Annotated in this window: 15 protein-coding genes; 4 read left to right on the forward strand and 11 right to left on the reverse strand. The window is 60.1% G+C overall.

Features of this window, described 5'->3' with window-relative positions; genetic code table 11:
* Nucleotides 1-14: 14 nt before the first annotated feature.
* From ASF70_RS06310 to ASF70_RS06350, 10 genes are all read right to left on the reverse strand, one after another.
* Nucleotides 15-614, reverse strand: coding sequence for an ANTAR domain-containing response regulator (locus ASF70_RS06310; protein ID WP_062578327.1), 600 nt, complete (start codon nucleotides 612-614; stop codon nucleotides 15-17).
* A 560-nt stretch (nucleotides 615-1174) separates the two neighbouring features.
* Nucleotides 1175-1450 carry a hypothetical protein gene (locus ASF70_RS23930; protein WP_156461781.1) on the reverse strand — a complete coding sequence of 92 codons (276 nt, stop codon included), beginning with the start codon at nucleotides 1448-1450 and terminating at the stop codon, nucleotides 1175-1177.
* Nucleotides 1447-3102, reverse strand: coding sequence for a glycerol-3-phosphate dehydrogenase/oxidase (locus ASF70_RS06315; RefSeq protein ID WP_062578329.1), 1656 nt, complete (start codon nucleotides 3100-3102; stop codon nucleotides 1447-1449). The genes ASF70_RS23930 and ASF70_RS06315 overlap by 4 nt, the downstream gene beginning before the upstream one ends.
* The gene (locus tag ASF70_RS06320; RefSeq protein ID WP_062578331.1) at nucleotides 3095-3865 is read right to left on the reverse strand and encodes a DeoR/GlpR family DNA-binding transcription regulator; all 771 of its coding nucleotides are present in this window, start codon (nucleotides 3863-3865) and stop codon (nucleotides 3095-3097) included. Before ASF70_RS06320 ends, ASF70_RS06315 begins: the two co-directional genes overlap by 8 nt.
* On the reverse strand, nucleotides 3862-5388 hold the full coding sequence (locus ASF70_RS06325; RefSeq protein ID WP_062578333.1) for an FGGY-family carbohydrate kinase: 1527 nt from the start codon (nucleotides 5386-5388) through the stop codon (nucleotides 3862-3864). Before ASF70_RS06325 ends, ASF70_RS06320 begins: the two co-directional genes overlap by 4 nt.
* A 148-nt stretch (nucleotides 5389-5536) precedes the next feature.
* The gene (locus ASF70_RS06330; protein WP_062578335.1) at nucleotides 5537-6403 is read right to left on the reverse strand and encodes a DeoR/GlpR family DNA-binding transcription regulator; all 867 of its coding nucleotides are present in this window, start codon (nucleotides 6401-6403) and stop codon (nucleotides 5537-5539) included.
* 247 nt (nucleotides 6404-6650) lie between these two features.
* Nucleotides 6651-7595, reverse strand: a complete 945-nt coding sequence (locus ASF70_RS06335) for a D-ribose ABC transporter substrate-binding protein (RefSeq protein WP_062578338.1) — start codon at nucleotides 7593-7595, stop codon at nucleotides 6651-6653.
* A gap of 95 nt (nucleotides 7596-7690) precedes the next feature.
* Nucleotides 7691-8686: an ABC transporter permease gene (locus ASF70_RS06340; protein WP_244473986.1), complete on the reverse strand. Its 996-nt coding sequence runs from the start codon at nucleotides 8684-8686 to the stop codon at nucleotides 7691-7693.
* An 83-nt stretch (nucleotides 8687-8769) separates the two neighbouring features.
* A complete protein-coding gene (locus ASF70_RS06345) occupies nucleotides 8770-10308 on the reverse strand; it encodes a sugar ABC transporter ATP-binding protein (RefSeq protein WP_062578342.1) in 1539 nt (512 codons plus the stop codon).
* Entirely contained in the window at nucleotides 10305-10976 is a 672-nt protein-coding gene (locus ASF70_RS06350; protein ID WP_062578343.1) for a DUF2291 domain-containing protein, read from the reverse strand. Before ASF70_RS06350 ends, ASF70_RS06345 begins: the two co-directional genes overlap by 4 nt.
* A 774-nt stretch (nucleotides 10977-11750) precedes the next feature.
* Here ASF70_RS06350 and ASF70_RS06355 point away from each other — a divergent pair.
* The 4 genes from ASF70_RS06355 to ASF70_RS06370 all read left to right on the forward strand — a co-directional run bounded on the left by ASF70_RS06355 (nucleotide 11751) and on the right by ASF70_RS06370 (nucleotide 16843).
* Nucleotides 11751-13322 carry an FGGY-family carbohydrate kinase gene (locus ASF70_RS06355; protein WP_348270990.1) on the forward strand — a complete coding sequence of 524 codons (1572 nt, stop codon included), beginning with the start codon at nucleotides 11751-11753 and terminating at the stop codon, nucleotides 13320-13322.
* The gene (locus tag ASF70_RS06360) at nucleotides 13319-14836 is read left to right on the forward strand and encodes a glycerol-3-phosphate dehydrogenase (protein WP_062578346.1); all 1518 of its coding nucleotides are present in this window, start codon (nucleotides 13319-13321) and stop codon (nucleotides 14834-14836) included. Before ASF70_RS06355 ends, ASF70_RS06360 begins: the two co-directional genes overlap by 4 nt.
* Nucleotides 14837-14851: 15 nt before the next feature.
* The gene (locus tag ASF70_RS06365; RefSeq protein ID WP_062578348.1) at nucleotides 14852-15784 is read left to right on the forward strand and encodes a TIM barrel protein; all 933 of its coding nucleotides are present in this window, start codon (nucleotides 14852-14854) and stop codon (nucleotides 15782-15784) included.
* A gap of 108 nt (nucleotides 15785-15892) precedes the next feature.
* Nucleotides 15893-16843 (forward strand): sugar-binding transcriptional regulator, encoded by a 951-nt coding sequence (locus ASF70_RS06370; RefSeq protein ID WP_062578350.1) that lies wholly within the window; start codon nucleotides 15893-15895, stop codon nucleotides 16841-16843.
* Between the two features lie 866 nt (nucleotides 16844-17709).
* Here ASF70_RS06370 and ASF70_RS06375 read toward each other — a convergent pair.
* A complete protein-coding gene (locus ASF70_RS06375; protein ID WP_162237955.1) occupies nucleotides 17710-18144 on the reverse strand; it encodes an RbsD/FucU domain-containing protein in 435 nt (144 codons plus the stop codon).
* Nucleotides 18145-18911: the final 767 nt, after the last annotated feature.

Genomic DNA, 18911 nt, shown 5'->3' on the forward strand with positions numbered 1-18911 from the left:
GATCGATGCCGCGCTCAAAGCAGCATTCCTGCAGCCGTGACGACGCTTTGCGCGATGTCTGCCAGCTTCTTCTTCTCGTTCATCGCCGTCTGGCGTAGCAGCGCGTATGCCTGTTCTTCGCTCATCCCCCGCATCCTCATCAAAATGCCCTTGGCCCGCTCGATGACCTTGCGCTCCTCAAGCGCACTGCGTGCCTCGGCGAGTTCGCGCTGCAGCCGGCTGAAGGCATTGAAGCGGCTCACCGCCATATCGAGGATCGGCTTGATCCTCTCCTTCTTCAGCCCGTCGACCACATAGGCGGAAACCCCGGCATCAACAGCAGCCTCGATCGCCGCCGTATCGGATCTGTCCACGAACATGGCAATTGGCCGCGAAATCATGCGGGTGAGCTGGAACATGTGCTCCATCATGTCACGATTTGGATTTTCGATATCAATGATGATGACATCCGGATCCATCGTCTCGATCAGCCGCGCCACGCCCTGCATTTCATGGATGACCCTGACATTCAGGTGCCCTGCCTCGTTCAAACCCTCTTCGATGATCGAACCCCGGATGGCGTTCTCGTCGATGATCAGGATCGTCAGGTCGGTGGTGATTTTTGATCTGCTCATGCCGGGGCAACAGAGCAATGGCATGCGAGATGCAAGCGACCCACGCTTGACGCAGCCCCCCGACCCCGGAGCAAAGACGCACTCCTGTTGCTCACGACGATCAGGGCTTGCCTTACTTCGAGATCGCGTACGGCAGTAACCGGCAACACAAGTGCTTTGGTCCTATCATGGCGCAAAAATGCGCTGATCGCTCTCATTCCGATGCAGCTCAGCGCAATCACGGTGCATTGGATGGGCGCGTAAACTGCCAATGACGTCTCCCGGCTCACTATCTCCCGGTCACACGCAATTCTTAGGCCATGTGTCTAGTTGGAGTGTTGGGACATCGGGCAAGGACCAAGCTTTTCGGCGCTATCTCCTCTTAGACACTAGGAAGATGCTTTGGAGGGAAGCCCGATTGATCGCGCGCGGCTTGGTGACCCTGCTCCGGACAGGAGCCTCCATCGAAAATTTAGTCTGCTTTCCCTCGGCGCAGGCTAACAGACTGGAGCTTATCCATATGCAAGTCCCTAAAAGCGAACTTAGAAACTCTCGTAGGCTTGCAGTCTAACAGATTGAGTTCATACCAAAATCTGCATCAATCCCATGACCGCGATGGATACAAAAAACGCGGCAATCGGTTCGAGGAAAAAGCGCTTCTGAATACCTAAATAAATACGCGCAGGACGTGTTATTCTGGATAAAAGAGAGAGTACTGGGTTTTCGTTGTATTGCCGCCTGACGCGGTTGGAAACAAAACAACCCATCGGTGCCGTCTCGGCACGAAACGTATTCGGCTGGTCTTGAATATACCGGTTTGAGGCAAGTGCGGCCGGCGGAGTCGCCGAGCTGCTCAAGCAAACGAAAACCCGTGACGCGCGGCAAGTCTTGCCTTGGTGGCGCGAAGTTCCACCGCAAGACGCTCCGGGTTCCAGTCTTTCTGCGCCGCCATGCGATCTGCCATGGCATCTAGATCGCGTCCGCTGAGGCGGCCGGTGATGGCAAGCGCCGTGCGGCGCAGCACAAGATCGTCCAGATGCGCCACCTGCTCATGGCCCGTAATCCAGGCCAATTCATCAAATGAATAATCCGGTGCATCCGCCAGCATGGTGGGCGTATTCCCTTCGGCTTCCAGAATGGCAAGCGCCGTCGTGCCATAACGCGATAGCAGCGTGTCGGCGCGAGCCTGATCCACGCCGGTCCTTGAGCAGGCCATGTCCAGCCACTTGCCCCGCTCGTTCTCGCGCGGAAAACCGCGTCCTCCTCCAATCGCCAAGCTTTGCGTGCTGATGCGGCGCGTCTGCTGAAGCCGGACCAGAACCATGTCGGTCACTTCCTCGGCAAAGCCGCGAAATGTCGTCCACTTGCCGCCGACGAGCGAGACAATCGGCCACGGTCTCTCCCCCTCCGGCTCGATGACCGGTGCCGAATGATCGCGGCTGATGAGGCCGGGGGCCGTGCTATCGGAGGCCGGGAGCGGGCGGATGCCGGCATAGGTATAGACGATCTGTCTGCGGTCGAAGCAAAGACCCGGCAACAGGCCGCTGAGGCTCTGCAGCAGGTAATCGATCTCGGCATCGCTGCAGGTGACCTGATCCGGGTCGTCGTCGCGAATATCTGTCGAGCCGACCAGCGCCTTACCGAGATAATCGAACACGAGGCAGATGCGCCCATCATCCGCCTCGAAATAGATCATCCGCCCGCCGAGCGTTTCGATGAGATCCGGATGATCGAGAAGAATGTGGGACCCTTTGGTGCCGCCGATCAGGCGGGAGGTTACACCCAGATCTTCACTGACCCGGTCGATCCAGGGGCCGGCGGCATTGATGACGAGGCGTGGGCGAATACGCTGCTCGTTCCCGTCCTCATCGACGAGGACCACGGCCTGCCCATCCGTGCCACCGATCCGCGTATAATTTAGGGCACGTGACGAAGGACTTGCCCGCAGGCCATCCTCGACGAGTTCCAGCACCAGCCGTTCCGGATGACTGATCTTGGCGTCGTAGTAGAGGCCGGCCGCCACAATGCGCGGCGTGAGCGCCGGAATGGTGGCGAGTGCCCGCGCCTTGCTCCACAGCGAATGGCGCGGCATCATGCGATGACGCGAGCCATAGAAATCGTAAAGCGCGAGACCAATCTTCATCAGCACCGCGCCACGGCTTCGCGGCGCCGTTGTAGAGCCGAAGAGCGTGCGAAGTGCTGCCGGAATTCCTTTGAACCAGGAGAAGATGGGGATCACCGTCGGCAGGCGGCTGACGCAATGCGGCGCGTTCTTGAGGAGAAGATTGCGCTCCAGCGTCGACTGCGCGACAAGGCGAAACTCGCCCGTCTCAAGATATTTGATTCCGCCATGGATGAGGCGCGAAGGGGCCGCCGAGGTGCCGGAACCGAAATCGGCCTTGTCGGAGATGACGCAGGTCAGCCCCTGCTCGCAGAGATCGCGAAACACCCCGGCTCCATTGATGCCAGCGCCAAGGATCAGAACGTCCACGTCTTCAATATCAGTCATTTTCCGTCACCAGCTTGAGGCTAACACCGGCCGCCCGTAGGGCATCGGCTGTTTTTACGGGAAGGCGATCATCGACGTAAACCACGTCGAACTCTTTGAGATCGGCAAAAAGGTGCAGCGCCACCCGGTCGAATTTCTCCGAATCCACCATCAGAACCTTGCGCACGGCGGAAGCCATCATCGCCTGCTTGACGCGCACGACGAGCGGATCCTGGATCATTGCAGAGGTGCCGCTGATCGCCGACGCCGAGCAGATCAAGAGATTGACGCGCAGGCGCGACAAGGCGCTTTCGCAGAGATGGCCGATAAAGGCGTGATAGGTCGGGTGATATTCGCCACCGAGACAAATCAGCTTCACCTCATCAACCCCGCTCAGCCGTTCCGAAAGATCAAGGCTGTTTGTGACGACGGTGAGCGGCCTCACCTCCGTGATATGCGGCGCGAGCGCGTTGACGGTGGTGGAATCATCGATGAGGATCACGCTCCCCGGCTCGATCTCGCCAACCGCAGCCCTGGCCAGCGCCGCCTTGGCGGCAAGCGAGCGGGTCTTGCGGAAGCTGAACAGGCTCTCATAGACGCCTGACGGCTGGGCGCTGACGGCACCATGCAGCTTGCGCAACACGCCCTGCCTTGCCAGGTCCTCCACGTGCCGATGGATCGTCATGCGCGAGACGCCGAATTCGGTCACGAGATCGTCGATACGGGCTTCGCCGCGTTCAATCACATAAGCGGCGATGGCCTCGCGGCGGGTATCAGCGGTCATTCCGCGCCCTCCGAACTGAAGGCTTCGATACGGGGCCAGAGCGGCGCAAGCGCCTTCGCCAGATCGCTATGCAGGCCATACCGCTCGTCGAGCGCCTTTTGCCGTACAGGGTCGGGATGGTAGTCGTGGCCGACGGAGGCCAGATCGCGCGGATCATTCGTCGGGGAGGAAAAAAGCCCGATACCGGAGCCAGCACAGAGTGCGGCTCCCCAGGCTGCGGCCTCTTCGGTGTCCGTGACGGTCACCGTCATCCCAAGCACATCGGCAAACAACTGCGCAAAAAGCGGATTGCGGGAGATGCCGCCCGTCAGCTTTGCCGTCTTCATCTCAAAACCCTGGCGCAGGTCGCCCACATGAACCCGATGGTTGAAGGCAATACCCTCGATCACCGCCCGCAGCATGTCGGCCCGGCCGTGCCAACCGCGCAGGCCGAGGAATCCGGCGCTGGCCGTCGATCCATGCGGAGAGCCGAACAGGTAGGGGTGAAACAGCACCGTCGAGGGACGCTCGATTGCTTCACCGATTTCGCGGCCGAGACGCTCATGGATGGAAGCACCCTCGACCTCTGCCGCCTTCTGGTCGGATTTACACAGGCGGTCGAGGAACCAGTCATAGTTTGCCGCAGACGCCGGCGAAATCGCCATATTGTTCCACTCGCCGAACCTCAACCCGTTTCGGCAGAACCAGCGGGCATCGACCACGGGGCGCGTCGAGACAGTCTCGTTGATGGAATAGGTGCCGGCCACCACTGCCACCTGACCCACGCCATAACCGCCGATGCCGAGCGACGAGGCCGTGACATCATGCAGGCCGGCGACAACAGGCGTTCCGGCGACAAGCCCGGTCAAAGCCGCTGCCTGCGGTGTCACGCCACCGATCACCGCATCCGGCAGCGCCACTTCCGGCAGAGCGCCGGAAAGCGCGCCGAGGCCGTAGAGCTCGAGGATGTCAGGCGCGTAGGCCTGCGACGCTACTTCGGTGAAGGAAGTGCTGGCTTCCGTCAGGTCCGTGCCGATCGTGCCGGTCAGGCAGTAACGCAGCCAGTCCTTGCAGGCAAACGCCGTTCCGATGGCACCAAACCGCTCAGGTTCATGCTCTCGGATATGGGCCAGAAGTGATGCCGGCGCGGATGCATGCGGCCGCTGGCCGCTCAAGGCCAGCGCCGCCTCTGCCGTGCCATCGCCATCCCAGTGGGCAACGATGTCGCCGGCGCGGCTGTCGAGAGACAGGATGCCGTGGCCGAGCGGATTGCCGTCGCGGTCCAGAAGGTAGAGCCCGTCGCCATGAGCGGTTGCGGCCACCGCTGCGATCTCGGATGCCGGCCGGCCGCTTTCGGCAATCGCGTCCGAAATGGCCTCGGCGGTTGCCGCCCAGAGGCCTGCCATATCGCGCTCGACATGGCGGGCTTTTGTCATGATCTGGGGAATACGTCGCCGCGCCACCGACAGGACGGCACCCGTCTCATCGAAGACAACCGCCTTGGTGACGGTGAGGCCATTGTCGATCCCAAGCAGACAGGGCATCGGAAGCTCCGAAAAAATGCATCGCGTGGTCGAAGATCCGCTTGTCTGGCCGGCGCAATGCGTGAGATGTCAGGCGCCCGGCCCGCACGGGCAGACGGCCCGCTTCGTTAGAACGAGCACACTACTGTTAACTTCACAAGATGTACGGTTACAAATCACTCTTTGTATCATCCGCATTGCCGTTTGGTGCGGCAACGACGAGATTGATGCCCCGCGCGCGCAGCCGCTCGATGGTGCGCGGAGGCGTGGCGCTGTCGACGATGACCACGTCGAATTCATCCAGCGATCCCATGGCATGCAGCGCGCGCCGCTCGAATTTGGTATGGTCGACCAGCAGGATGCGGCGCGAGGCGCATTCGAACATGGCCCGCTTGATGTCCACCATATCCGGAGACTGGTGAAACAGCATGTCTTCACTGATGGCGGATACGGAGAGAAACACCTGATCGGGGCGCAGGCGGCGGATCTCGTTGGTGGTCACGGGTCCCATGAAGGCATTGCACCAGTTCTGGAACTGCCCGCCAAGACAGAGCAGCGTCAGGTCGCTTACCTCACGCAGGGCATTGATCATCGTGATGGAATTGGTAATCGCCGTGAGCGGCACGCGCGCTGAAAGATGCGGCACCATTTGCAAAACGGTCGTGGAATCATCAAAGAAGATCGCCTGCCCCGGCTGGATAAACTCGGCAGCAGCAGCAGCAATGGCGCGCTTTTCGGATGCCTGCCGCGTGGATCGATAGACGTCACTGGATTCGATGAGGCTTGTCGGTGCCGCTGAGACAATGCCGCGTGTCTTGCGGAGCAGGCCGCGGCTCACCAACTCATCGAGATCGCGGTGAGCGGTCATCAGACTGATGCCAAACCGCTCGGTCAGATCCTCGATGCGCATCGTGCCCTCAGCCATCACGGCCTCGGCCACCAGCTGCCTTCGAGCGATCTGGCGGGCTTGGCGGCTATCGCTGGAAATCTCCTCGCCCATCAGGCGCTCGAGAGGACGTTCCTGTTGGTCGCGCATGCTTATTGCCCACATCTCCCGGAGAACCGCGCGAACTGGTGAACGCACATCTCCATGGCTCCGGTCTGTCGCACCGCTGCTCGCTCACAGGGAACATCCGCACGCCATACGCGCCTCTGGTGCAATCGACATCTAGCACGTCTTCAGCGGGGCGCCACCGGTTGGAATGATCTTCCGCGCAAAGAAGAGCTGAAATCGCAAGAGGTCGGGGCCGCAGCGAGTGCGGCCCCGGATAGATCGTATCCGTTTACTGCGAGAGCGTGAACGGGCCGGTATACTTGTCGACGTTGTCCTTGGTGATCAGCAGGCAATCGAAGAGCTGCTTTTCGGTGGCAGCGCCGGTCTTGCCCGTCTTGATGAAAGAATCGGCCTGCTTCACGGCTTCGGCCGAGAAGACGGCAACCGGCTGGAGCACCGTATACTGCATCTCGCCAGACTTGATGGCGGCAACCGCATCCGGCGAACCGTCGAAGCCGCCGACCTTGACCTTGTCGAGCTTGCCGGCTTCCTTCAGCGCTGCAATCGCACCCAGCGCCATTTCGTCATTGCCGGCGATAACGCCGTTGATGTTCGGGTTGGCCTGAAGCAGGGACTGCATCTTCTGGTAGCCCTGGGTGCGATCCCAGTTGGCCACTTCCCTGCCGACCTTCTTCATGTCCGGATACTGGGTAATGACGGTTTCGTAGCCGTTAGAGCGGGTCGCGGCATTGTTGTCTGCGGGGTTGCCGAACAGCTCCACATAGGTGCCCTTTTCGCCGACCATCGAGATCCAGGTTTCGGCACCAAGCGCTGCCCCTTGCGCGTTGTTGGAAACGAGCTGCGCCTTGGCAAGACCTTCCTGGTTGATCTCGGCATTGACGAGAATGACCGGGATACCCGCGGCAACAGCCTTCTTCACCGCGCCGACCGAACCATCGGCATTGGCTGGATCGAGGATGATGGCGGCCGACTTGTTGGTGATCGCCGTATCGATGAGGGTCGATTCGGTGTTGGTGTCGCCCTTGTGGGCGGCGACATTCGCCTTGTAGCCAAGGCCTTCCGCCGTCTTCTTGGCAACTTCACCTTCGGTGCGCCAGTAGGGGTTGGCCGGATCCGTGACGATGATCGAGATCAGGCCGTCTGCCATGGCAGCTGTCGTCATGAGGCCTGTCGCGACGGCGGCAAGCATGAATTTCTGAAAGGATTTCAACATTTTCTACTCCCATTGGAATGTTGCAGTCTTCGCCTCTTCAGGCATCCTTTCCGCGGTACCCTCCCAACAGGCCTTTGCGGACAAGTTCTTGGACGTCAGCCCTTGCGTGCGCCGGAGCCGTACTGAATTGTGTTCATGAGGACGGCCAGCACGATAACCGAGCCGGTGAAAACGGTCTGCCAGTAGGACGAGACGCCGATGATGACCAGGCCATCGGAAAGGAAACCGATGACGAAAGCGCCAAGCATCGTGCCGCGTACCGTGCCGCGACCACCGGTCAGTGCCGCACCGCCGACAACCACAGCGGCAATTGCCGTCAGTTCATAGGTGCTGCCGGCTGTCGGGCCAGCAGATGTCAGCTGTGATGACAGCACCAGCCCGGCAATGGCCGAAAGGATACCGGAGAGCGTATAGACGGTGATCTTGACGCGTTTGACCGGCACGCCGGAGAGATCTGCCGCCCGCTCGTTGCCACCAGATGCATACAGCCAGCGGCCAAAAGCCGAGCGGGCAAGCATCAGGCCGGCCAAGAGGGCGATCACGGTCAGAACGATGACGGAGATGGGGACGCCAGCCAGACGGTTGAAGCCAAGCCAGTCGAAGCCGGTATTGCCAAGTTCGGGACGGCCCGACAGGTTGTTGTAGGTGAGGCCATTGGTCTGCAACAGCGCGATACCGCGGGCAACATACATGACGCCGAGCGTTGCAACGAAGGCCGGTACGCGGAACCAGGCGACCAGGATGCCGTTTATGGCGCCAACAAAAGCGCCGAACAGGCAGGTCAGCACCACTACCGCCCAGACCGGCGGGTAAAGGATGACGCCGAAGGCCGAAAGCTCGACGCCCTGCATCATGGCGCCGGCAACGACCCCGCAGAGTGCAAGGATCGAGCCGACCGACAGGTCAATGCCGCCGTTCAGGATCACTAGCAGCATGCCGATGGCAAGGATACCGTAAATGGCGACATGCGAAGCCATGATGAGAAAATTGGCGACGGTGAAATAGTTCGGCGACAGGTAGGAAAACACGGCAATGATGAGGATCAGGGCGAAGAAGGCGCGCCCCTCCAAAAGGAGTTGGCCAATGCTCATGCCGCCAGCTTTGTCGACTTTGGCAGTTTCGGCTTTCGGTGCGATGGCTTGGTTCATGGTCTAGAATTCCCCAATTGACGGCATCAGGCAGCCACAGACTCGCCGGAGGCAGCCATGATCTTTTCCTTGGTGACGCTCGAATCGAACTCGGCCGAGATGCGACCCTTGTGCATGACGATGATGCGATGTGCGACCGACAGGCACTCGCTGACTTCCGACGTGGAAAATACCACCGCCAGACCGGTGCGCGCGCGCTCTGCCAGAAGCTTAAACACTTCTGCCTTGGCGCCGATATCGATGCCGCGCGATGGCTCGTCGAGCAGGAGCACGGTCGGATCGGTCGCCAGCATCTTGCCGATGACCACCTTCTGCTGGTTGCCCCCCGAAAGAGAGCCGATGGGGGCGCCACCGCCAGACGTCTTCACGGTGACCTTACGGATGGTATCGGCAATCAGCGACTGCTCGATCCGCCGGCTGGTAAAGAGGCCGCGGGTGAAATTCATGATCGATGCGAGCGACATGTTTTCACCGACGCTCATGGTCTGCACCAGGCCATCGCGCTGGCGGTCTTCCGGCACGAGCGCTAGACCACAGGCAATGCGATCGGCAATCGACAGAGACGAGATTTCCTCGCCCTCCAGAAAGATACTGCCGGATTTCGGCTTGAGGCGGCCGGCCAGCGTTTCCAGCAACTCGGTGCGCCCTGCCCCCATCAGCCCGTAGATGCAGACGATTTCGCCGGCCTTCACATCGAGCGACAAGCGGTCCACTAGGTTGAAGCCGGCATTGGGATCGGCAACCGTCAGATCGACCACTGAAAGCGCCGTTTCCCCAAAATCATAACCTGACGGCGGGGATCCCAGATCATAATGTTCGCCCACCATGTTGCGCACGATCCATTCCAGATCGATCTCGGCGCGCGGCGCATAAGCGGTCATGGTACCATCGCGCAGCACGACGGCGTGATCGGTGATTTCCAGCGCTTCTTCGAGATGGTGCGAGATATAAACGATCGATACGCCCTTGGCTGTGAGATCCCGAATAACCTTGAACAGCACCTCGACTTCGGCCGCCGAAAGCGCCGAGGTTGGCTCGTCCATGATCAGGATGCGGCTGTCGATTGAAAGCGCGCGGGCGATTTCCACGATCTGCTGCTGGCCGAGACGCAGGTCTTCTACGGGCGTCAGCGGGTCGATGTCTTCTTCCAACTCTTCGAGCAGAAGCCGCACCTGACGCTCTTCCTCGGCAAAATCTACGCCCGTGGCGCCCTGGATCTCGCGGCCCATGAACACGTTGTCGCGCACCGAAAGATTGGGTGCCAGGCTGAGTTCTTGGTGGATGATCGAGATGCCGTGGTCACGCGCCTCGGTCGACGAGGTAAAGTTCACCCCCTCGCCATCCAGCACGATTTCACCCGATGTCGGCTGAACGACGCCAGACAGGATCTTCATCAGCGTCGACTTGCCGGCACCATTTTCGCCGAACAGCGTGGTGACCTGGCCATAACGGATATCGAAATTCACGCCCTTGAGAGCATGGATGTTGCCATACGACTTGGCGATGTTGCGCGCCGACAGCACGACATCGCCGCGGCGGGGGCCTTTCGTCTCTGGCTCGCTCATTTCACATCCACCTTCACCGGCGTGATCAACCAGTTTTTCGGGTTGACGAGGCGAAAGGCGCCGACGACTTCGACCGTCTTGCCCGTCAGCGCCGACGTATCGATCGGATCGAGCACCGAAGCCTTCATGGCGCGGTTGATGGCCGAACCGGCGTCCTGGTATTCGATCTGGTTCTTGAACGACCCGAAGGCGATATCGCCCGGCGCATCGCGCAGATCTGTGCCGTTGATGGCGGGCCCGGTCTGCATGCGCAGCTTGATATCGGCCGGCATTCCGGCGACAGCCACCTCATAGATGCCGGACTTGCCTTCGCCCACGACACCGGAAAATTCGACCATCATCACCGTACCGGTCGTAGACGCGGTGCCGTATTTCTTGCCGGCAGCTGCCTTGTCGGCAAGCACTTCCGGCGCGATCGCCACGGCGTCGGCAGCCTTTTCCACCACCACCGACTGAACACGCGGAAATTCCTTTGTGCCGAACGTATCGGGCGAAAACGCCTGCTGGCGAACATCGGCTTCCGACCCGACATGGACAACCGTCGTGTCGAGCGCGATGGCAGACAGAACAAGCAGGCCGGCACCCACAAGGACGACACCCGTGCGCTTCGACGATTGCTTGGCTTTGCGCGCACGCAATGCGGCGACTGAAGATTGGAGGGTGCTCATGAGCCGGCCTCGCCTTTCGCCCGATGTTGAAAGAGTATGGAAAGAAGCAGGAAGGCAGCCCGAAGCCGGGCCTTCCTGATCGGCGGCAAACGCGTGCAGCGCGCGGCGTAAAGCAGCATGGCCTCCTCCCATTCTTGATAGCCGCAGCGCCTCCTCCAGGCCCTACGATCGCTTCATCCCTCTACGCTATATTCACGTTATATAGGCCGTCAAGTATGTTATGTTGAAGACAGGTGCTTTTTTGCGAGATCGCTCACGCGGAGGTGAGATCTTGCACGGGATCGACGGCACATTCGCCAGATCCGAAGGCCTTCCAGGCGCGCCGGCCGCCGATTGTGCAAGTCGCCCGACGCTTTTTGAGGGCAGAGCACTCTTGCGGACCGACACAACGCACTTGCAGCAATGTCTTGAACTTAAACAAAAATCCGCAAACCACGATGCGACCGCGCTAAAGTCTGCCGGTGGCCGAGGCGAGCGTACCAGCGCAAAAGACTGTCGCATGTAGCGAGACAGCGCCGGCCGCACGCAAGCAACGAGAAAACCCTATAGCTTTGTAGCATAGCTGAAAAAAAATTCCGCGTCTGCAAAAAAAATCATGTTCTTTGTTATCATTGTGATATGTATCATCAACGTGCGAGCGATCTTGGGCGCGGGGTGAGGAATGCCTTCGACAGGATGCAACGGTATCGCACGGAGGAGGATGAAACTGCATGAAGACTATCTCCAAGGCGCCTTTGTGCGTCCCTGTCCATGCGACGATCCGCGGTATGCGCCATGCGTGATGTGATCATCGGCATTGATGCCGGAACCTCGGTCATCAAGGCGGTGGCCTTCGATCTGGCAGGCCGGCAGATCTCGTCCTCCAGCGTGCCCAACAGCTACCTGTCCGGTTCCGATGGATCCGCGACGCAGCCGCTCGACAGAACCTGGGCCGATTGCACGCGGGCGCTACGGGGTCTTGGCGAGCAGATCACCGATCTTTCCCGTCGGACGGCAGCGGTTGCCGTGACTGCTCAGGGCGACGGCACCTGGCTTGTCGACCGCGACAACCGGCCCGTTGGCGATGCCTGGTTGTGGCTTGACGCCCGCGCGGCCCCGACCGTTGATGTGCTTGCCGCAAAGACTGAGAACCGGGCGCGTTTCGAACTGACGGGTACAGGGCTAAACACCTGCCAGCAGGGTGCGCAAATGGCGCATATGGACCGGTTTTTTCCAGAACTTCTCGATTCTGCCGACGTTGCCCTCCATTGCAAGGACTGGCTTTATCTCAACCTCACAGACGTGCGCGCCACCGATCCGTCGGAAGCAAATTTTACCTTCGGGAATTTCCGCACGCGCGGTTATGAGGACCAGGTTTTTGACGCGCTGGGTCTTGGCCACCGCCGCCATCTGCTGCCTGAAATCATCGAGGGCACGCAGACCCTCAATCCGCTGACAGCGACGGCGGCAAAACAGACGGGTTTGCTGGAGGGCACGCCCGTTTGCCTCGGTTACGTGGACATGGTGATGACGGCGCTGGGTGCCGGCGTTTATGGTGGTACCGGCGATACCGCCTGCTCCATCGTCGGCTCGACCGGCGTCCACATGCGGGCAACCAATATCGCTGGCGTACATCTCAACGCCGAAGGCACCGGATATGTCATGGCGCTCCCCGTACCGAATACGGTCGTGCAGGCCCAAACCAATATGGCCGCCACCCTCAATCTCGACTGGGTCTTAAGCCTTGGCACAGACCTGCTGCGCGAGATGGGACAGGAGATCACACCACGCGACCTGATGGGCCGTATCGAGGGCTGGCTTGAAAAATCCACTCCCGGCCAGATCGCCTACCATCCCTACATTTCCGAAGCTGGCGAGCGTGGGCCTTTCGTTAACGCGCAGGCCCGTGCAGGTTTCATCGGCCTTTCGGCCAGTCATCGTTACCCGGATCTGGTGCGCGCCGTGGTTGAAGGTCTCGGCATGGCGATGCGCGATTGTTATGCGGCGATGGGCGGCCTTCCCTCGGAACTACGCCTCAGCGGCGGCGCGGCGCGCTCGCGCGGTCTGCGCGCGGTTCTCTCAGCTGCGATCAACGCGCCGGTCCGCGTCTCCGATCGTGAAGAGGCAGGCGCTGCGGGTGCCGCAATGATGGCAGCCGTTGCCATCGGCGCCTATCCCGACATGAACGCCTGCGTTGGCGAATGGGTGACGCCGCTGCTTGCTGCACCGGAGACCCCGAACGCAGAACTTGCCGCCACCTATGATCGGCTGTTTCCCGCTTTCCAATCCGCGCGTCACGCGCTTGTTCCCGCCTGGACGAGGCTGGCGGCGGCCCGCGATGCGACACTTCAGAGGAAAAAGACATGAGCACGCAAACACAGATGATCGATCTGTTCGTCATTGGCGGCGGCATCAATGGCGCCGGGATGGCGCGCGACGCTGCCGGCCGCGGCCTCAAAGTGGTCTTGTGCGAGAAGGACGATCTGGCCGAAGGCACGTCCTCCCGCTCCGGCAAGCTGGTGCATGGCGGTTTGCGTTATCTCGAATACTACGAATTCCGTCTGGTGCGCGAGGCGCTGATCGAACGCGAGGTGCTGCTGAAGGCCGCCCCGCACATCATCTGGCCGATGCGGTTCGTTCTGCCGCATAGCCCGCAGGATCGCCCCGCCTGGCTGGTACGGCTCGGCCTCTTTCTCTACGATCACCTCGGCGGCCGCAAGAAACTGCCGGGTACCCGTACGCTGGATCTCACCCGCGATCCCGAAGGCGCACCGATCCTCGACGACTACACCAAGGGGTTTGAATACTCCGACTGCTGGGTGGACGATGCGCGCCTGGTCGTACTGAACGCAGTGGATGCCGCAGAAAAGGGCTGCGAGGTTCTGACCCGCACAGCCGCCGTCACCGCACGGCGCGAAGACAGCGCCTGGTCCATTACCACGAAGAATGTTCTGACCGGCGAAACTCGCCAATTCCGCGCCCGCTGCATTGCCAATTGCGCCGGCCCGTGGGTATCGGACATTATCGGCCGGGTGGCCGGCTCCAACTCGGCGCGCAATGTGCGCCTCGTCAAGGGCAGCCATATCATCGTGCCCAAATGGTGGGCAGGGCCGCAGGCCTATCTGGTGCAGAACCACGACAAGCGGGTGATCTTCATCAACCCTTACGAGGGAGACAAGGCTCTGATCGGCACCACCGATATTGCCTATGAAGGCCGTGCCGAAGAGGTGAGTGCCGACGAGCGGGAGATCGAGTATCTCCTGTCTGCCGTGAACCGGTATTTCAAGGAAAAGCTCCGGCGCCAGGATGTGCTGCACACGTTTTCCGGCGTGCGGCCCCTGTTTGACGATGGGAAGGGCAATCCGTCGGCCGTCACGCGCGACTATGTCTTTGATCTCGACGAAACGGGCGGCGCGCCGCTCCTCAATGTGTTCGGCGGCAAGATCACCACGTTCCGCGAGCTTGCCGAGCGCGGGATGCAGAAGCTGACCCAGGTCTTTCCCACAATGGGGGGCAACTGGACGGAAGCGGCGCCGCTTCCTGGCGGCGACATGCCCAATGCTGACTACGAGAGTTTTGCCAATACCTTACGTGATCTTTATCCATGGATGCCGCGTGCGCTTCTGCAGCATTACGGCCGCCTTTACGGCACGCGCACGCGCCAGATTGCCGGCACGGCAGATAGTCTTGCAGATCTAGGCCGGCATTTCGGTGGCCAGCTTTACGAGGCGGAGGTGCGCTACCTCGTGAAAAGCGAATGGGCACGCACAGCCAAGGACGTGCTCTACCGCCGCACGAAACATTACCTGCACTTGACTGAGGCAGAACAGGCTGCCTTTACCGCCTGGTTTGACGAAGCAAATCTCGCCAGTGCCGCCTGAGACCGGAGACCGCCCATGCCGCTGACGCTTTCCCTCAACACAAACCCGCTGGTGAACCGTTTTGCCGAGCCGGCCGATCTCATCGAAACGGTGGCGCGCGACCTGAAAGTCCGCGACCTGCAGCTGACCCATGAGTTCATCAACCCGAGCTGGCCGGCGCCCGTCATCCGCCGCCTGACGCGGGAGATGGGCACTGCCCTTAACCGCACCGGCGTTCGCGTGACCAGCGGCATGACCGGACCCTATGGCCGCCTCAACCATTTCGGCCATCCGGATGCCGATGTGCGGCGCTATTATATCGACTGGTTCAAGACCTTTGCCGATATCACCGCCGATCTCGGCGGCACCTCCGTCGGCACGCAGTTTGCGATCTTCACCTATAAGGATTTCGATGATCCGGCCCGTCGCGAAGAGCTGATCAAGATCGCCATCGACTGCTGGGCCGAGGTGGCGGAACATGCCAAGGGTGCCGGCCTCTCCTTCCTGTTCTGGGAACCGATGAGCGTCGGGCGCGAATTCGGCGAAACGATCGCAGGCTGTCTTCACCTTCAGGATCGGCTGACATCAGCGAATATGGCGATCCCGATGTGGATGATGGCCGATATCGACCACGGCGATGTCACCTCCGCCAATCCGGACGATTTCGACCCTTATGCCTGGGCCCGCGCCGTGCCAAAAGTGTCGCCGATCATCCACATCAAGCAGAGCCTGATGGACAAGGGCGGTCACCGGCCGTTCATCGCCGAATTCAACGCCAAGGGCCGCATCCATCCCGAGCCGCTGCTCGAAGCCTTTGCGCAAGGCGGCGCGGAGAACAACGAGATCTGCCTAGAACTGTCCTTCAAGGAGCGCGATCCGAACGACCGTCAGGTGATTTCCCAGATCGCCGAAAGCATTGCCTTCTGGGCACCCCATATCGAGAGCGGCATCAAGGACCTGCATATCTGATCCGATCTCATCAGACAGCGGCTCTTGCAGGAAACGGCGCAGAGGGCGAATTGCAGGAGATCCTTGTCTTGACCAGCCTGACGACAGACAGCAGCAGAAGGAAGAGCAATGGCCCGCCGCAGTGACAGCGATCCCGAAGAAAGCCTGGCGATCCGCGCGGCCTGGCTGCATTACGCTGGCGGACTGACGCAGGCTGCGGTGGCAAAACGGCTCGGCGTGCCCTCTGTTAAGGCGCATCGACTCATTGCACGCGCGGTGGCCGACGGTGCCGTCAAGGTCTCGATCGATGGCGCCATCGTCGAATGCGCCGAACTGGAAGCTCAGCTTTGCGATCGCTATGGGCTCGCTACCTGCGAGGTGGCGCCGGATCTGGGAGAGGACGGCCTGCCGCTTCGCGCGCTCGGCCTTGCCGGCTCCAGCTTCCTGCGCCGCACGATCGAGGGTGGCGATTACAAAGTCATCGGCCTTGGCCATGGCCGCACACTGGCTGCTGCGGTGCGCCAAATGCCGCGCTTTGAAGCGACCGGCGTGTGCTTCGTATCACTGCTTGGTGGGCTCACCCGCAATTACGCCGCAAATCCGCATGACGTGATGTATAATCTGGCGGAGAAGACCGGGTCGCAATCCTATGTGATGCCAGTACCCTTTTTTGCCAACTCTGCAGAAGATCGCGAAATCCTGCTGGCCCAGCGCGGCGTGCGGGAAATCTTTGACATGTCGAACGGTGCCGGCCTCAAATTCGTCGGCATCGGAACGGCAGACGCCAGCGCACAGCTTGTTGCCTCCGGTATGATCGAACGGCGGGAAATCACGGAAATCGCCGCCGTCGGCGCTGTCGGGGAAATGCTCGGCCACTTCTTCGATGGAGATGGCCGCGTCCTCGAAACGACGCTCAGTGCCCGCACGCTCTCGGTCGATCTCGAAACGCCTGAACAGACCCGCATCGTAGCAATCGCGGGCGGGTTGCAAAAGCTTGCCTCGATCCGCGCCGTCCTGCGCAGCCGCCGCCTCAAAGGCCTGATCACCGACGAACCGACCGCCCGCGTGCTGGTGAGCTGACAAGAGGATTTACAGGCACATCTGACGATTGCAGCCGAACACCTGGAATAAAAACAGCCAAAGCCACGTGCGCGGATTGGCATCAGTTGGAAGATGAACAAGGCAATGGCAGAGGCGAAACCTTTGTCGAGGGCCGATAGCCGCTGACGCGATGCGTGATCCCCCATTCAGCGTTTCGTCATTTCGCCTTTCTACTCCATGCGCGAGGCGACGGCCTCGCACGCGGAGACCTCCGGGAAGATTGGAGCGGAGAACATTGCACTGGGCCAACGAGCGGCCTGGACCGGCGAGTTCTCAACTCCGATGTTGAAGGAGTGCAACCTCCACATCGTGGAACTGGATTATTTCGGACGGCGCGCGCCTGCGGGTTTCCCAAAAGTATACCGGCATTGTATCCATCCGGTGCGCGGCGGCGTTGCGCGTCACGGCATTTCCAGTGGGCAGGAATCAGTTATTGTTGACCGTGGTTCCGACCAACATACTGCTTTTGCGGAATATGTCGGAGGGGTCTTGCCGACGCTGCGGTAGGCGTTGCAATCTTCGCCTCCCCTTCAACGGCTGGCTTCAGCCGAATCTTCCGCGCTGCTCGTTTGGGCGGTCGCAACTCTTAGGCTTTGGCAATTTTACAGGCGCCGTGTTGGCCGTCGGCGTAGCCGCAGCCTGGCTGGGGGAGAAAGCATCAACACGCGAACCGCTGGCGTGACCGATGATGAGGCAAGCGCTCTTTCCTCTATATTTCTAGGCGAGATCGCGATCAGCAGCCACTTCACGTTGCATTACTGAGTCATGCTCGCAGGTTCGATCCTGCGCTCGATGGGCGGCATGACCACATGAAAAGGCTGGTAAATTGAACCGCTGGATGCAAATTAGACAGATCGGATGACGCCTTTTGTGAAAATGAAACATCCAAATGGTCGATCGTCCGTAGTCGCGACAACAGCAAATGCACCAGCCGCCACATCGTAGAATCTCGTCCTCTCAACGGGCTGGAAGCCAACCTCCCGCTGCTCTATTTCGTTTACTATTTTTGCGACATCGTCATGAACCGACGTGCCGTAGCCGAGGTCGCCGTCAGGGACCATTTTCACAACGGGCTTTTCGAGGAAATCGTCGACCGGCATCAGCTTCAATATATCGGTGATGATTGAAACGAGAGGGACCCCTACAATCGGCAAGACGCGTTGATGACGGGAATATGCTGGATAATTGGCATCCACCACTACGAGACAATCACCATGCCCCATTGCTGCGAGTGCCCAAAGAACGTCTGGACTCAGATGCTTCGGGATATTTTTCAACATTGTCATACTATTCCAGTCATCCCTGTAGAGTTGCTTCGATCATGTCGTGGCCGAGATTATCCAGGGGACAGACTGGCAAAAAATCGAGTCAGTGGCAATGAAATCCACCTCTCGTCTACAGATATGGCATCTTTTGCGAACGTCAGCCAGGGACCGAAACAGGATGCTGGGAGCGTTGGCCGGAGCGCTTTCCGTATCTCCCGACATTGCCAAAACGACGAGGGTTCAGTCCATTCGATTGACCGCCTTTCACGCCAAACACACAGAGCGCCGGCCGCGCCTTGCCATCCCCGACGCTCAGCACGATGAACTCGAAGCACGCGTGAGAAGGTGGTCTCGGCTCGCCTGCATCGACGTGCTGGCGGACGATTATCTGTAACAAATTGCCGGACTGAAGTAGCAGTCCAATCCCGAATGTCGAGGTTGCCATTCGCGTCCTGATCCAGACGGTGGTAATTTGCGAACACTCGGCGATAAGCCATCATCCCCGTAGGTGCATAGTTCAATTGCCAACTTCATTGGCTTTGATGGGCGGTCCTCGGTGTTATGGAGCAACATTTAATCGCGCCCGCTGGCAACGTTCTCATGGCGCGGCTTGTGGCTGCCGAGATTGATAAGGTGAAAAAAACGGAAAAAAACTCCTCGACCATTATGGCGAGGAGCTCCAGAGCAAATATTTGAAGTGCTCGAATTTACACGTTTTGTTGGTTGCGGGGGCAGGATTTGAACCTGCGGCCTTCAGGTTATGAGCCTGACGAGCTACCGGG

Origin of the sequence: Rhizobium sp. Leaf321 (assembly GCF_001423215.1) — a bacterium.
In the GTDB taxonomy this organism is placed as follows: Bacteria; Pseudomonadota; Alphaproteobacteria; order Rhizobiales; family Rhizobiaceae; genus Neorhizobium; species Neorhizobium soli.

What these genes read in the sequence shown, in the direction of transcription:
- ASF70_RS06310 (WP_062578327.1), bottom strand. Translation starts at nt 614, where the DNA reads ATGAGCAGATCAAAAATCACCACCGACCTGACGATCCTGATCATCGAC.
- ASF70_RS06315 (WP_062578329.1), bottom strand. Translation starts at nt 3,102, where the DNA reads ATGACTGATATTGAAGACGTGGACGTTCTGATCCTTGGCGCTGGCATC.
- ASF70_RS06320 (WP_062578331.1), bottom strand. Translation starts at nt 3,865, where the DNA reads ATGACCGCTGATACCCGCCGCGAGGCCATCGCCGCTTATGTGATTGAA.
- ASF70_RS06325 (WP_062578333.1), bottom strand. Translation starts at nt 5,388, where the DNA reads ATGCCCTGTCTGCTTGGGATCGACAATGGCCTCACCGTCACCAAGGCG.
- ASF70_RS06330 (WP_062578335.1), bottom strand. Translation starts at nt 6,403, where the DNA reads ATGCGCGACCAACAGGAACGTCCTCTCGAGCGCCTGATGGGCGAGGAG.
- ASF70_RS06335 (WP_062578338.1), bottom strand. Translation starts at nt 7,595, where the DNA reads ATGTTGAAATCCTTTCAGAAATTCATGCTTGCCGCCGTCGCGACAGGC.
- ASF70_RS06340 (WP_244473986.1), bottom strand. Translation starts at nt 8,686, where the DNA reads ATGAGCATTGGCCAACTCCTTTTGGAGGGGCGCGCCTTCTTCGCCCTG.
- ASF70_RS06345 (WP_062578342.1), bottom strand. Translation starts at nt 10,308, where the DNA reads ATGAGCGAGCCAGAGACGAAAGGCCCCCGCCGCGGCGATGTCGTGCTG.
- ASF70_RS06350 (WP_062578343.1), bottom strand. Translation starts at nt 10,976, where the DNA reads ATGAGCACCCTCCAATCTTCAGTCGCCGCATTGCGTGCGCGCAAAGCC.
- ASF70_RS06355 (WP_348270990.1), top strand. Translation starts at nt 11,751, where the DNA reads ATGCGTGATGTGATCATCGGCATTGATGCCGGAACCTCGGTCATCAAG.
- ASF70_RS06360 (WP_062578346.1), top strand. Translation starts at nt 13,319, where the DNA reads ATGAGCACGCAAACACAGATGATCGATCTGTTCGTCATTGGCGGCGGC.
- ASF70_RS06365 (WP_062578348.1), top strand. Translation starts at nt 14,852, where the DNA reads ATGCCGCTGACGCTTTCCCTCAACACAAACCCGCTGGTGAACCGTTTT.
- ASF70_RS06370 (WP_062578350.1), top strand. Translation starts at nt 15,893, where the DNA reads ATGGCCCGCCGCAGTGACAGCGATCCCGAAGAAAGCCTGGCGATCCGC.
- ASF70_RS06375 (WP_162237955.1), bottom strand. Translation starts at nt 18,144, where the DNA reads ATGTTGAAAAATATCCCGAAGCATCTGAGTCCAGACGTTCTTTGGGCA.